Below are 12,541 nucleotides of genomic sequence, written 5' to 3'. Positions count from 1 at the left end.
CTGAGGAGTCTCCCTTGCGCGGCTTTCTATGCCTGGTTTACACCTGTTTACTCTCGCTGCTGTTAAGCGCCCCCTCTTTTGCCAGCCGTAGCGACTGGCAAACCTTGCGCCAGCAGGCAAACGGCCAGACGGTTTATTTCAATGCCTGGGGCGGCGATCCGGCGGTAAACAGCTACCTTGACTGGGTCGCAGGTGAAATGAAGCAGCATTATGGCGTGACGGTAAAAGTGGTGCGCCTGGCGGATGCCGCCGATGCGGTAAAACGCATTCAGAGCGAAGCGGCTGCGGGGCGCACCGCGAAGGGGTCGGTCGATTTGCTATGGGTCAACGGCGAAAATTTTCATACCCTGAAACAGGCGGGTTTACTGCAAGAAGGCTGGGCGTGGGCGCTGCCGAACTGGCGTTACGTCGATCGCAAAAAACCGGTGCGCGAGGATTTCTCCCAGCCTACGGATGGGGCTGAAGCCCCCTGGGGCAGCGCACAGCTCATGTTGATTGGCAACGCGCAAGGAGGGGTGGAATTTCCACGCAGCGCCCGGCAACTGCTGGCATTCGCCCGCGCAAACCCCGGCAAACTCAGTTACCCGCGCCCGCCCGATTTCACCGGCACCGCGTTTATCGAACAGTTGTTGATCGTGTTGACCCGCGACCCGCAGGCGCTGCGCCAGCCGCCCAATCCCGCAACCTTTAAACAGGTGACCGCACCGCTGTGGGATTATCTGGATGAACTGCATCCGCTGCTATGGCGCGCGGGTAAAACCTTCCCTCCAACGCCTGCACGCATGGACCGGATGCTGGCCGACGGCGAGCTGCTGCTCTCCGTCACCTTTAATCCTGCCCATGTCGATAATCTGATTAACCGCAAGCAGTTACCAGAGAGCGCGCAGGCGTTTGGCTTTGAGCAGGGCATGCTGGGGAACATCCATTTTGTCACCATCCCCGCCAACGCCCGGGCCCCGGCGGGTGCCCAGCTGCTGGCAAATTTCCTGATGTCGCCGGAAGCGCAAATCCGCAAGGCAACCCCGGCAGTCTGGGGTGACGCCACCGTGTTAGATAGCGCTACGCTACCGTCGCCACTGCGCGAACAGCTGGACGCTCAAAAGCCTGCCCATCAGCAAACGGTGCCCTATCTGGCTGAGCCGCATGCCGCCTGGATAAACGCGCTGGAAAAAGAGTGGCTACAGCGTTACGGGGCGCAGTGAGCAAACGTATTGTGCAACGCGGATTAGCCTGGTTTGCGGTGGGGGCGGTTTTTGCCCCGCTGCTGCCCGGCTTAATTATCATGGCGAGGCCGCTGCTGCTGCCCGATATCTGGCAGCTACTCCGGGATGATAACCAGTGGCCGGGGGCGCTGCGGGCAACGTTAAACTCAACGCTGATAAGCGTTTCAGGAGCGCTGGCGCTGTGCCTGCTGCTGATTTGCGGCCTGTGGCCCGGCCCGCGCTGGCAGCGTCTAACCTCGCGACTGCCGCTGCTGCTGGCGCTGCCGCACGTCGCTTTCGCCAGCGGCTTTTTGCTGCTGTTTGCCGATCGTGGCTGGCTTGCGAGACTGTGCGGTATTTCCTTTCATCTGGATGAATCGGGGATTGGGCTGGGTATCTTACTGGCGCTGAAAGAGAGCTGGTTTTTATTATGGATTGCCAGCGCCCAGCTCAACCAGCAAACCTTTACCCAACAGCTCACCGTGGCGCAAAGCCTGGGCTATGGCCCTTTGCAAAGCCGCATTCGGGTGCTGGTTCCACAGCTATTACCACGCCTGAAATGGGCGCTGCTGGCCGTTGTCGCCTACAGCCTTTCGGTGGTGGATGTGGCGATGATCCTTGGCCCGGCAAACCCGCCCACGCTGGCGGTGCTGGCCTGGCAGTGGCTTCACGATGCCGACCCGCAACGCACGGCTCTGGGCATGCTAACTTCGCTCATTCTGGTGGGGCTGCTGGGGATATTTATTGCCATCGGCTACGGTGGCTGGAGCTTAATCGCCAGCGGCCTGCGGCAATTTTCCGGTAAGCGCCAGCAGCGCAACATCCAGCCGCTGGCGGCATTTTTAACCTCGACAACCTCAGCGATCGCGGTTGCAGCAATGGCGATGCTGGTGCTGTGGTCGCTGGCCGACGGCTGGTTTTTCCCGGCGCTATTGCCCGATGCCGTCACGGTTTCCGGCTGGCAGATGGCTGAGTGGTCGCCGCTAGTCACCACGCTATTGCTGGCGTTAGCCAGCAGCCTGGCCGGTTTGCTGGCGGTGATTCTGTGGCTGGAGGGCGGCAATTCACGTTTTGATCTGTGGCTTACGCTGCCGCTTTTTTTACCCGCTCTGCCGATGGTTGCCGGGCAATATCAAATGCTGTTGATGCTGGGGCAAGACGGGACGTGGTCTGGGGTTATCTGGAGTCATATGCTGTGGGTATTGCCTTATATGCTGCTGGTGGCGCGCCCGGCGTGGCAGCAGTTTGATGCGCGCCTGGTGATAACCGCGCGCACCTTTGGCTGGTCGCCGTGGAAAATTTTATGCCGGATTAAGCTGCCTGCGCTGATTCGCCCGCTGCTGGCATCGCTGGCGGTTGGCTTTTCGGTAAGCGTCGCCCAATATTTGCCGACGCTGTACGCCGGTGCCGGGCGCTTTGCTACCGTCACCACCGAAACGGTGGCGCTAAGCAGCGGCGGCGACCCGCAGCAGCAGGCGATTCAGGCACTATTACAAATGCTGATCCCGGCGCTGATGTTTATTCTTACCCTACAGGCCAGCCGCCTGTTCGGACGCTATCGACAAGGATTACGCTGATGCTGTGCGTTAAAGATTGCACCATTGCCCGCGCGTCCCGCCCGTTAGTCGAGGGGATGAGCTTCAAAGTCGCCCCCGGCGAAATACTGACGCTGATGGGGCCATCGGGCGTAGGAAAGTCGACTTTTTTAAGCTGGATGATTGGCGCGCTGCCTGCTGAATTTAGCGCTACAGGCGAACTGTGGCTGAACCAGCAGCGCCGCGATACCTTGCCCACTGAACGGCGCCATATCGGCATTCTGTTTCAGGATGCGCTACTGTTTGCTCATCTCAACGTCGGGCAGAATCTGGCGATGGCCCTGCCCGCAGCCGTTAAAGGACGTGCATCACGGCAGAGTCACGTGGAACAAGCGCTGGCGCATGCACGGCTGGATAACTTTTCACGGCGGGACCCGGCAACGCTTTCCGGCGGCGAACGTGCGCGTATCAGTCTGTTGCGAGCATTGCTGGCAAAACCTGAAGCTTTATTGCTGGACGAACCTTTTTCACGTTTAGATCGGCCCCTGCGCGAGCAGTTCCGTCAGTTCGTCTGGCAGCAGGTTGCGCAACTCCGCATTCCGGTGGTGCTGGTGACGCACGATCCGCAGGATATTCCAACCGGAGGGCGCGTTGTTACCCTCCCAGGCTTAGGTGATTAATTTGTCATACATAATCATGCGTTATCGCAAAGATTCAGCACCGCTATTCCATCAGAATAACAGCTCTTTTTTTCTCCCTTTTTCAGGTTATAAGATGAAACGTGTTTCTCAACTAACCGCCGCCTTGATGTTATCCGGGTTGGCGCATATGGTTTTTGCCGCAGAGTTGCCTGCTCAGATGACGTTATCCAACCTTCAGGCGCAGCAAGGCGTGGCGATTGATACTCGCCCGAGCGCTTTTTATAACGGCTGGCCGCAAACCGTTCACGGCGTCGGCGGGCATGAGCCTGCGGCGCTGAATTTATCTGCCGGCTGGCTGAGCGTGATGAATGATGAGCAGCTACAGCAGTGGGCCACACGGCACAGCATCACCCCTGACAGCCTGATTGCGCTGTACGGTAAAAACGATGAGACAAAAGCGGTGAAACAGCGCCTGGCTAAGCTCGGCTACTCGCATATCACTTTGCTGGCTGATGCGCTGCAACAGCCCGCGCGCTTGCAGAAAATGGCCCACTTTGAGCAGCTTGTTTATCCGCAATGGCTGCATGACCTGATACAGAATAAGGCGGTCGCGGCACAGCCTGCGGGTGAGGTGAAAATTATTGAAGCCGCGTGGGGCGCGCCGAAGCAGTATCTGCTGAGCCACATTCCTGGTGCGGATTATATCGATACCAACGATATTGAAAGCGAGCCGCTGTGGAATAAAGTTTCGGACGACAAGCTGAAAGCCTTGCTGGCAAAACACGGCATTCGCCATGACACCACGGTGATTATGTACGGGCGCGATGTTTACGCTGCTGCGCGAGTCGCGCAGATTTTGCTGTATGCGGGGGTGAAAGATGTGCGCTTGCTGGATGGCGGCTGGCAGAGCTGGTCTGACGCCGGGCTGCCGGTGGAACGTGGCCTGCCGGGAGAGGTGAAACCTGCCGCTGACTTTGGCGCGCCATTCCCGGGCCAGCCACAGCTGATGCTCGACACTGAACAAGCGCGCGGGCTGCTGGGGCGCAAAGATGCCTCGCTGGTCAGTATCCGTTCATGGCCTGAGTTTATCGGCACCACCAGCGGCTATAGCTACATCAAGCCAAAAGGTGAGATTGCCGGTGCCCGTTGGGGCCACGCCGGTTCTGACTCCACCCATATGGAAGATTTCCACAACCCGGATGGCACTATGCGTTCAGCGGATGATATCGCCGCAATGTGGAAAAGCTGGAATATTACGCCAGACCAGCAGGTAGCGTTTTATTGCGGCACCGGCTGGCGCGCCTCGGAAACCTTTATGTATGCCCGCGCCATGGGCTGGCAGAATGTCGGCGTGTACGACGGCGGCTGGTATGAGTGGAGCAGCAATCCGCATAACCCGGTGGTAGCCGGTGAGCGTAAGCCACTGTAATTTCTGATGCTAAGGTGGGTAAGCTAAACTTACCCGCCAAAAAATAAAAAGCGAATGCCGCTAACGCTTACCCACCCGACTTAACGTCTGATACCCGCTCCAGACCCGCGTAAAGGTTGTCATCCAGCACAGCGCACCAAATATCCAGGCAAACCAGGCAAACCACTGCGGCAGCAGGCAGCTCAGTACGAAGAGGGCGATGGTTTCCGCGCCTTCCGTTAGCCCACCCAGGTAATAAAACGACTTATGCGCATAGCCGGGATTAGCCAGCTGGTACTTTTGCGCCACCGCGGCAAAAGCCAGAAAACTGCTGCCGGTGCCAATAAACGCAAACAGCAGCCACGCCCCTGCCAGCGCATTTTGCGCCGGGTCGGCCAGAATAAAACCAAACGGCACCAGCGCGTAGAACAGAAAATCCAGCGCGATATCGAGAAAACCTCCGGCATCACTCAGGCCGCGCCGCCGCGCCAGCGCACCGTCCAGACCATCAAAAAGTCGGTTAATGACGATGGCGGCAAGTGCGGCGCCATACCATTGCAGCGCAAGGAAAGGCAGCGCGAGCACGCCAATAGCAAAACCAAACAGCGTCAACCCGTCCGGGGTGATGGCGGGCTTATCGAGCCTGAACGCCAGGCGTTCCAGCATTGGTTTGATGCGCGGATGAAGGTAGCTATCAAACATGAGGAGTTTTCCTGGCCGAACTGGCGCATAAGCCCTGTGCCGGAATATCCAGCGCGGCATTAAAGCGGGCAGAGAGGTTCTGGAAAGCAATCAGCGCGGTTAATTCGGTGATGGCTTTCTCGTCATAATGCGTTTTCAGCTCGGCTTTAAGCGTCTCGCTGACCCGTGGGGGGGTGGCGGTCATCGCATCGGCATAGGCGAGCGCCGCTTGTTCTTTGGCGGAAAACAGCGTTTCTTCACGCCAGTTAGCCACCGCCAGCACTTTCTCCATCGACCCACTGCGCTCCGCCAGCCGTAAGCTGTTGGCATCAATGCAGAACTCACAGCAGCACTGCTGGGAGACCCGCGTCATAACCAGCGAGCGGACAACCGGATCGATAGCGGCACGTCGGCGTTCAAGAAAGCCGACAAACAGGGCCACCAGCCAGAATAAATAGGGGAATCGCCCCCACCAGCGCGTCGGGTTCAGTACCGCCCCGAAATGCTTTTCCTGCATGGTGACAATCGGCCTTAAACTGGCGGGCAGCTTGCTGAGCGGCGCCACCCACGGAGAGCTGTTTTTATTCATCATTCGGGAAGATCTTCAGATAACCTTTGGTGGCGCGTATTATGCCACGCCCATCGACAAACAACGGATCGCTATCATGAAAACTCTGGATGTTGTTGCCGCCATTATTGAGCAGCACGGTAAAATTTTACTCGCTCGCCGCCCGGAAGGTGGCGATCAGGCGGGTTTATGGGAGTTTCCCGGCGGCAAGGTGGATGAGGGAGAATCACAGCCCCAGGCGCTGGTACGAGAGCTGGAAGAAGAGTTAACCATTAAAGCGGTGGTGGGCGATTACATTGCCAGCCACAAGCGGGAAGTTTCCGCCAGGGTTATTCACCTGCACGCATGGCATGTCAGTAACTTTAGCGGGGAACCCACCGCCCTGTGCCACAGCGAACTGGCATGGTGTTTACCTGCCGAGGCGTTCGGCTATGACCTTGCCCCGGCAGATATTCCCTTACTGGAAGCGTTTATGACCTTACGCGCCGCCACACTAAAGGATTCGTGCTAAGCGTCTTTTCATTGCGCTGACATTGCAGTAATACGCCGCCATCGGCTTGCACCACCGCACCTTCAGAATAGTTTTGATCCTGATAGATACAGCACTGGTTACAGGGGGCAGCACGCTGCCCCTGTGTGTTGAAGACTTCCGGCGGCACCGTAATATCTACCTGTGGATCAAGACGCTGCGCCATCCCCGGCAGACTCACCATCAGCGCCACGGCGGCGGCGAGCAGGTTTTTTAGTCGCATTTTCACTTCCCTCTTTTTTTGTCCATTGCTTACGCGATTTTTTCGGCTCTTCGGGCGCTTTAACCCCTTTGAAAGCGCGATCGACGGGCCTGGCGCGCGCCTGGTGAATCAGTTCATACAGCGTTTGCACCAGCGGCTGCATAAAGTCCTGGTAACGGCACTGCTTTTCGCTGATTTGCGTCAGCGTGGATTCCCACTGCGCCGTCATATCCGGCCTTGCGGCCAGCTCCGGCAGCGAATGAATCAACGCCCGCCCCGCATCCGATGCGTGGATATAGCGCCCCTTTTTCACCAGGAACGTGCGTTTGAACAGCAGTTCGATGATCCCGGCGCGCGTCGCTTCCGTCCCCAGGCCATCCGTCGCTCGCAGGATCTTTTTCAGATCTTTATCCTGCACAAAACGGGCAATCCCGGTCATCGCGGAGAGCAGCGTGGCATCGGTGAAATGGCGTGGCGGCTGGGTTTGACGCTCAACCACTTCGCCTTTCTCACACAGCAGTTCGTCACCTTTAGCCACCACCGGCAACGGCGTGCCGTCGTTCTCTTCATCGCGCTCTTTACTGCCAAGCAGCGTCCGCCAGCCCGCTTCGGCCAGGAAACGCGCTTTGGCGTTGAATTTCCCCCCGGCGATATCAAGATCGATGGTGCATTTGCGGAACACCGCGTCGGCGCAGAACTGCATTAAATATTGTCGGGCTACCAGGTTATAAACTTTAGCTTCATTTTCAGACAGCGAAATTTTTGTGCTGCGCGCGGTGGGAATGATGGCGTGGTGAGCATCGACTTTTTTATCGTCCCAGCAGCGGTTGCGCAGCTCGGTATTTACCGCAGGCTGCGGTAATAAATCGGGCTGATGCACGCTAATCGCATTCAGTACCGCATGACGGCCGGCAAAATGCTCTTCCGGTAAATAGCGGCAATCGGAACGCGGGTAGGTGATGAGCTTATGCGTTTCGTACAGTTTCTGGCAGATATCCAGCACGTTTTGCGCGCTTAAACCAAAGCGTTTTGCCGCTTCAATTTGCAGGCTGGAGAGCGAGAACGGCAGCGGAGCGACTTCTGATTCCCGTTTATCATTATACGCGGTGACGTTCGCCGGTTGCCCGCCGATGCGGTTCACCACATGTTCCGCTAAGGGGCGATGCAATAAGCGCCCTTCTTCATCCTGATACGGCTCGCAGGATTCGCTCGGGACCCAGGTTGCCACAAAACGCTCGTCGCGAGGGGTGACAATATGCGCCTTCACCTCAAAGAAATCTTTGGCGACGAAATTTTCGATCTCTTCGTCACGGCGCACCACCAGCCCTAACACCGGAGTTTGTACCCGCCCGACGGACAGTACCCCCTGATAGCCCGCGTTACGCCCAAGAATGGTGTACGCGCGGGTCATGTTAATACCGTAAAGCCAGTCGGCACGGGCGCGGGCAAGCGCTGAAACACAGAGCGGAATAAATTCGCTGTTGGAACGCAAACGGGTAATCGCGCGTTCAACCGCCTGCGGGTTGAGATCGTTTATCAGGCAGCGCTGCACCTGCTGGCGCTTTTCCGGGACCAGCTGCAGATAGTCGAGCACTTCATCCACCAGCAGCTGTCCTTCACGGTCCGGGTCACCTGCATGAACGATTTCATCGGCCTGCAACAGCAGTTTTTTAATCGCATTAAGCTGTTTGGCGACCGACGGGCGCGGCTGCAGCTGCCATTTTTCCGGCACGATGGGCAGGTCAGCCAGGTTCCAGCGTGCATAACGCCCGTCGTAGGCATCCGGCTGAGCCTGTTCCAGCAAGTGACCGATACACCAGGTCACCACTTGCCCATTACCACACTCAATAAACCCGTCGCCGCGGCGGTGCGGCTTGGGCAGCACCTCAGCAATAGCCCGGGCGAGGCTGGGTTTTTCGGCAATAAACAGACGCATTCGCTTAACGGATCTCAATCATCGGGCGGCCCGCTCGCGCCGTTTTCAGCTCGCCAATCGCGGTCAGTTTGATGCCGTTTTTCTCGGCTACCGCGGCGACAGCGGCTTCGGCACCCTCTTCAACCGCCAGTAACAGGCCCCCTGAAGTTTGCGGATCGCAGAGCAGGTCGCGCTGCGCCTGGGTCATCTCGCCCATCAGATAGCCGTAGCTGGCGAAGTTGCGTGCGGTGCCGCCCGGGACACAGCCCTGAGCGATATAGTTTTCAACGTCGGGCAGTTTCGGCACGTTATCGAACCACACTTCCGCCTGAACGCCAGCCCCCTGGCACATTTCACTGAGATGGCCGAGCAGGCCAAAACCGGTGACATCGGTCATGGCGGTAACGCCTGCGATGTCGGCAAATTCAGCGCCGGGCTTATTGAGCTGGCACATCACCTCTGCGGCCAGGCCATAGTGCTCAGGTTTAAGCAGGGATTTTTTCTCGGCGGTCGTCAGCACGCCAATACCGAGCGGCTTGGTGAGGAACAGTTTGCAACCGGCGGTGGCCGAGCTGTTTTTCTTTACCCGCCCGGTCGGCACAATTCCGGTCACCGCAAGGCCAAAGATGGGTTCAGGCGCGTCGATAGAGTGCCCGCCCGCCAGTGAAATGCCCGCCTGCTGGCAGACAAAGCGCCCGCCCTCAATCACTTTGCGCGCAATTTCCGGGGCAAGGGTGTTGACTGGCCAGCCCAGAATGGCGATCGCCATAATCGGTTTGCCGCCCATGGCGTAGATATCGCTGATGGCGTTAGTGGCGGCAATACGCCCAAAGTCAAACGGATCGTCAACGATCGGCATAAAGAAGTCGGTGGTGCTGATGACACAAGTGCCGTTGCCCAGATCGTAAACCGCCGCGTCATCGCTGGTTTCGTTGCCCACCAGCAGGTTAGGATCGACAAATTTTGCCTGCTCGGAATGCAGAATAGTTTGCAGGACTTTCGGGGAAATTTTGCAGCCGCAGCCAGCTCCGTGGCTGTACTGCGTCAAACGAACGGTTTGCTCACTCATGGACTACTCCTGTCATTGGCAATCGCTCTATGGTAACGCTCAATTCGATGAGTAGTAAGACTAGCTGTCTGAATTGCGCCATTGCTGGTCACAATCCAGACAAGCTTTTGCCTGTTTGCTTAGAAATTACGCACAAACGGGGTGATGTCCGGCACGTTGACCGTGGTGGAAGCTTTGAGCTGCGGCGTTCCCAGATATAAGAATCCGACCACTTCATCCTGCTCGCGGCAGTGAAGCGCTTCACGCACGGCTTCACTTTCGGTCCAGATGCCGGTACGCCAGATGCCGTTATAGCCCTGAGCGACTGCCGCCATTTGCATCGCCATGACGGCGCAGCCCGCAGAAACGATCTGCTCCCAGACCGGAACTTTGTGATTATCATCGCAATGCGCCACGACAGCGATAATCAGTGGCGCGCGGAACGGAGCGGTACGCGCCTTTTCAATGCCTTTCTCGTCCTGTTCCTCAGCGATTGCCGCCTGTTCCATAACCTTGCTGAAACGCTCGCGGCCTTCGCCTTCAATCACCGTGAAGCGCCACGGCTGCAATGAACCGTGATCGGGGGCGCGCATACCAGCACGAATAATATTTTCCAGCACCGCACCTGCCGGAGCCGGTTCCGCAAGGCGAGAGGCACTGCGACGGTTAAGAAGTAGTTCAAGCGCATCCATTTGATAACTCCTGCAATGATATTTATCAACGAAACTACCACAGCAGTGAATTTTGTTACAGCGCAGGGCAGATTTCCTACTGACTTTTGCCCAGGGGGTATTTAGGATAGCAGTCACTTGAATGGTGACACACGGCTTGCCAGAGATTAGGGAGAATACATGCGCACGATTGGGCGATTTATTGCCGGTTTTTTTAAGTGGACCTGGCGTCTGCTTAACTTTATTCGAGAGTTTATTCTCAACCTGTTTTTAGTGCTGCTGGTACTGGTGGGCGTAGGCATCTGGATGCAGATTAACAGTGCTCCGGCTGAACCGGCACGAGGGGCGCTGCTGCTCGACATCACCGGAGTGGTGGTGGATAAGCCTTCCGTCAGCAATAAACTGGGCGTGATTGGCCGCCAGCTGCTGGGGGCCGGGTCTGACCGTCTGCAAGAAAACTCGCTCTTTGATGTGGTCGATACCATTCGTCAGGCGCAGGATGACCGCAATATCACCGGGATTGTGCTGGACCTAAAAGGGTTTGCCGGTGGCGACCAGCCTTCGATGCAGTACATCGGCAAAGCGCTGCGTGAATTCCGCGACAGCGGCAAGCCGGTTTATGCGGTGGGCGATAGCTACGACCAGGGGCAATATTATCTGGCGAGCTTTGCCAATAAAATTTGGCTCTCTCCGCAAGGCATAGTCGATTTACACGGCTTTGCGACCAACTCGCTGTATTACAAAACGCTGCTCGACAAGCTGAAAGTCTCCACCCATATCTTCCGCGTCGGCACCTATAAGTCTGCGGTGGAGCCGTTTATTCGTGACGATATGTCGCCTGCGGCGCGCGAAGCGGATAGCCGCTGGATTGGCGAGCTGTGGCAAAACTATCTGGGCACTATTGCCGCCAACCGCCAGATCGCCGCTCAGCAAGCGTTCCCCGGCGCGCAGGGGCTGCTTGATAACCTGCAAAAACTCGGTGGCGATACCGCGAAATATGCGCTGGATAACAAACTGGTTGATGAACTGGCCAGCAGCGCGACCGTTAATAAAGCGCTGGTGCAGCAGTTCGGCTGGAATAAAGAGAACAAAGATTTCAGCTACACCAGCATGTATGACTATGTGCTGAAAAAACCGGATGATAAAGGGGATGCCATTGCCGTTATCATCGCCAATGGCGCGATCATGGATGGTGAAGAGACGCCGGGCCAGGTCGGTGGCGACACCACCGCAATGCAGATCCGCGAAGCGCGTCTTGATGCAAAAGTAAAAGCGATTGTCCTGCGGGTTAACAGCCCGGGCGGCAGCGTAACGGCCTCCGAAGTGATTCGTGACGAACTGGCAGCCGCACGCGAGGCGGGCAAACCGGTTGTGGTTTCCATGGGCGGCATGGCGGCATCCGGCGGTTACTGGATCTCCACGCCAGCAAACTATATTGTCGCAAGCCCGAACACCCTGACCGGCTCAATCGGTATTTTCGGCGTCATCAATACGGTTGAAAACAGCCTTGACTCGATTGGCGTGCATACCGACGGCGTGGCCACTTCACCACTAGCTGACGTAGCGATGACTAAATCGTTACCGCCAGAAGTTCAGCAGATGATGCAGATGACCATTGAGCACGGCTATCAGCGCTTTGTGAATCTGGTTGCGGACTCCCGTAAGATGAAGCCAGAACAGGTTGATGCCATTGCCCAGGGCCACGTCTGGACCGGGGAAGATGCAAAAGCCAACGGCCTGGTGGACAGCCTCGGGGATTTCGATGATGCCGTGGCGAAAGCCGCAGAACTGGCGAAGCTCTCCAACTGGCATCTGGCGTTCTGGCAGGGTGAACCGGGCTTCCTCGATATGGTGTTCGATAGCCTGAGCGGCTCGGTACGCGCCATGCTGCCACAAGCGTTGCAGGCGTATTTACCTGCGCCGCTGGCAGATGCTGCGTTAGCTGTTAAAGCGCAGCACGATAAGTTTGGCACCATGAACGACCCGCAAAACCGATATGCCTTCTGCCTCACCTGCGGTGAGGTGAAATAATCTTCAATCCAAGCCCAGCCCGGTATCAACCGGGCTGGGACTGATGACAACCCCCATATTTTTTCGCCAAACGAACAGAGACCACCAATAAAAAACAAGGAAAATCAATT

12 protein-coding genes are annotated in these 12,541 nt (G+C 57.2%); 6 read left to right on the top strand and 6 right to left on the bottom strand.

The annotated features are described in order from the left end of the window. Window positions 1-32: 32 nt before the first annotated feature. From EHN07_RS12725 to EHN07_RS12710, 4 genes are all read left to right on the top strand, one after another. Window positions 33-1,202 carry an ABC transporter substrate-binding protein gene (locus EHN07_RS12725; RefSeq protein ID WP_124024523.1) on the top strand — a complete coding sequence of 390 codons (1,170 nt, stop codon included), beginning with the start codon at window positions 33-35 and terminating at the stop codon, window positions 1,200-1,202. Beyond that, complete coding sequence (locus tag EHN07_RS12720) at window positions 1,199-2,779, top strand: ABC transporter permease (protein ID WP_244202396.1); 1,581 nt, start codon at window positions 1,199-1,201, stop codon at window positions 2,777-2,779. Before EHN07_RS12725 ends, EHN07_RS12720 begins: the two co-directional genes overlap by 4 nt. Continuing rightward, the gene (locus tag EHN07_RS12715; protein ID WP_124024506.1) at window positions 2,779-3,417 is read left to right on the top strand and encodes an ATP-binding cassette domain-containing protein; all 639 of its coding nucleotides are present in this window, start codon (window positions 2,779-2,781) and stop codon (window positions 3,415-3,417) included. Before EHN07_RS12720 ends, EHN07_RS12715 begins: the two co-directional genes overlap by 1 nt. A 94-nt stretch (window positions 3,418-3,511) precedes the next feature. Then, the gene (locus EHN07_RS12710) at window positions 3,512-4,807 is read left to right on the top strand and encodes a rhodanese-like domain-containing protein (RefSeq protein ID WP_124024505.1); all 1,296 of its coding nucleotides are present in this window, start codon (window positions 3,512-3,514) and stop codon (window positions 4,805-4,807) included. Window positions 4,808-4,867: 60 nt separating this feature from the next. Here the strand turns inward: EHN07_RS12710 and EHN07_RS12705 are convergent, their stop codons facing one another. Both EHN07_RS12705 and EHN07_RS12700 read right to left on the bottom strand, forming a co-directional pair. Beyond that, window positions 4,868-5,488, bottom strand: a complete 621-nt coding sequence (locus EHN07_RS12705) for a CDP-alcohol phosphatidyltransferase family protein (protein WP_124024504.1) — start codon at window positions 5,486-5,488, stop codon at window positions 4,868-4,870. Continuing rightward, on the bottom strand, window positions 5,481-6,059 hold the full coding sequence (locus tag EHN07_RS12700) for a carboxymuconolactone decarboxylase family protein (protein ID WP_124024503.1): 579 nt from the start codon (window positions 6,057-6,059) through the stop codon (window positions 5,481-5,483). The genes EHN07_RS12705 and EHN07_RS12700 overlap by 8 nt, the downstream gene beginning before the upstream one ends. A gap of 73 nt (window positions 6,060-6,132) precedes the next feature. On the opposite strand from EHN07_RS12700, the gene EHN07_RS12695 reads away from it, so the two are divergent. Further along, window positions 6,133-6,546 (top strand): pyrimidine (deoxy)nucleoside triphosphate diphosphatase, encoded by a 414-nt coding sequence (locus tag EHN07_RS12695; protein WP_167467310.1) that lies wholly within the window; start codon window positions 6,133-6,135, stop codon window positions 6,544-6,546. Here the strand turns inward: EHN07_RS12695 and EHN07_RS12690 are convergent. The 4 genes from EHN07_RS12690 to EHN07_RS12675 all read right to left on the bottom strand — a co-directional run bounded on the left by EHN07_RS12690 (window position 6,506) and on the right by EHN07_RS12675 (window position 10,421). Beyond that, window positions 6,506-6,787: a DUF1496 domain-containing protein gene (locus EHN07_RS12690; RefSeq protein ID WP_124024502.1), complete on the bottom strand. Its 282-nt coding sequence runs from the start codon at window positions 6,785-6,787 to the stop codon at window positions 6,506-6,508. The two genes, EHN07_RS12695 and EHN07_RS12690, sit on opposite strands and share 41 nt — an antisense overlap. Next, on the bottom strand, window positions 6,714-8,702 hold the full coding sequence (locus EHN07_RS12685) for a DNA topoisomerase III (protein ID WP_124024501.1): 1,989 nt from the start codon (window positions 8,700-8,702) through the stop codon (window positions 6,714-6,716). The genes EHN07_RS12690 and EHN07_RS12685 overlap by 74 nt, the downstream gene beginning before the upstream one ends. Window positions 8,703-8,706: 4 nt before the next feature. Beyond that, entirely contained in the window at window positions 8,707-9,750 is a 1,044-nt protein-coding gene (selD, locus tag EHN07_RS12680; RefSeq protein ID WP_124024500.1) for a selenide, water dikinase SelD, read from the bottom strand. A 119-nt stretch (window positions 9,751-9,869) separates the two neighbouring features. After that, window positions 9,870-10,421 (bottom strand): NAD(P)H nitroreductase, encoded by a 552-nt coding sequence (locus EHN07_RS12675; RefSeq protein ID WP_124024499.1) that lies wholly within the window; start codon window positions 10,419-10,421, stop codon window positions 9,870-9,872. Window positions 10,422-10,580: 159 nt separating this feature from the next. On the opposite strand from EHN07_RS12675, the gene sppA reads away from it, so the two are divergent. Continuing rightward, window positions 10,581-12,431, top strand: a complete 1,851-nt coding sequence (gene sppA, locus EHN07_RS12670) for a signal peptide peptidase SppA (protein WP_124024498.1) — start codon at window positions 10,581-10,583, stop codon at window positions 12,429-12,431. Window positions 12,432-12,541 lie beyond the last annotated feature (110 nt).

This window comes from Buttiauxella warmboldiae (assembly GCF_003818135.1).
GTDB classification, from domain to species: domain Bacteria; phylum Pseudomonadota; class Gammaproteobacteria; order Enterobacterales; family Enterobacteriaceae; genus Buttiauxella; species Buttiauxella warmboldiae.
Note: the sequence above shows the minus strand (reverse complement) of the source record. Positions and strands in the feature narration are given on the sequence as shown.

What these genes read in the sequence shown, in the direction of transcription:
- EHN07_RS12715 (WP_124024506.1), top strand. Translation starts at nt 2,779, where the DNA reads ATGCTGTGCGTTAAAGATTGCACCATTGCCCGCGCGTCCCGCCCGTTA.
- EHN07_RS12710 (WP_124024505.1), top strand. Translation starts at nt 3,512, where the DNA reads ATGAAACGTGTTTCTCAACTAACCGCCGCCTTGATGTTATCCGGGTTG.
- EHN07_RS12705 (WP_124024504.1), bottom strand. Translation starts at nt 5,488, where the DNA reads ATGTTTGATAGCTACCTTCATCCGCGCATCAAACCAATGCTGGAACGC.
- EHN07_RS12700 (WP_124024503.1), bottom strand. Translation starts at nt 6,059, where the DNA reads ATGATGAATAAAAACAGCTCTCCGTGGGTGGCGCCGCTCAGCAAGCTG.
- EHN07_RS12695 (WP_167467310.1), top strand. Translation starts at nt 6,133, where the DNA reads ATGAAAACTCTGGATGTTGTTGCCGCCATTATTGAGCAGCACGGTAAA.
- EHN07_RS12690 (WP_124024502.1), bottom strand. Translation starts at nt 6,787, where the DNA reads ATGCGACTAAAAAACCTGCTCGCCGCCGCCGTGGCGCTGATGGTGAGT.
- EHN07_RS12685 (WP_124024501.1), bottom strand. Translation starts at nt 8,702, where the DNA reads ATGCGTCTGTTTATTGCCGAAAAACCCAGCCTCGCCCGGGCTATTGCT.
- selD (WP_124024500.1), bottom strand. Translation starts at nt 9,750, where the DNA reads ATGAGTGAGCAAACCGTTCGTTTGACGCAGTACAGCCACGGAGCTGGC.
- EHN07_RS12675 (WP_124024499.1), bottom strand. Translation starts at nt 10,421, where the DNA reads ATGGATGCGCTTGAACTACTTCTTAACCGTCGCAGTGCCTCTCGCCTT.
- sppA (WP_124024498.1), top strand. Translation starts at nt 10,581, where the DNA reads ATGCGCACGATTGGGCGATTTATTGCCGGTTTTTTTAAGTGGACCTGG.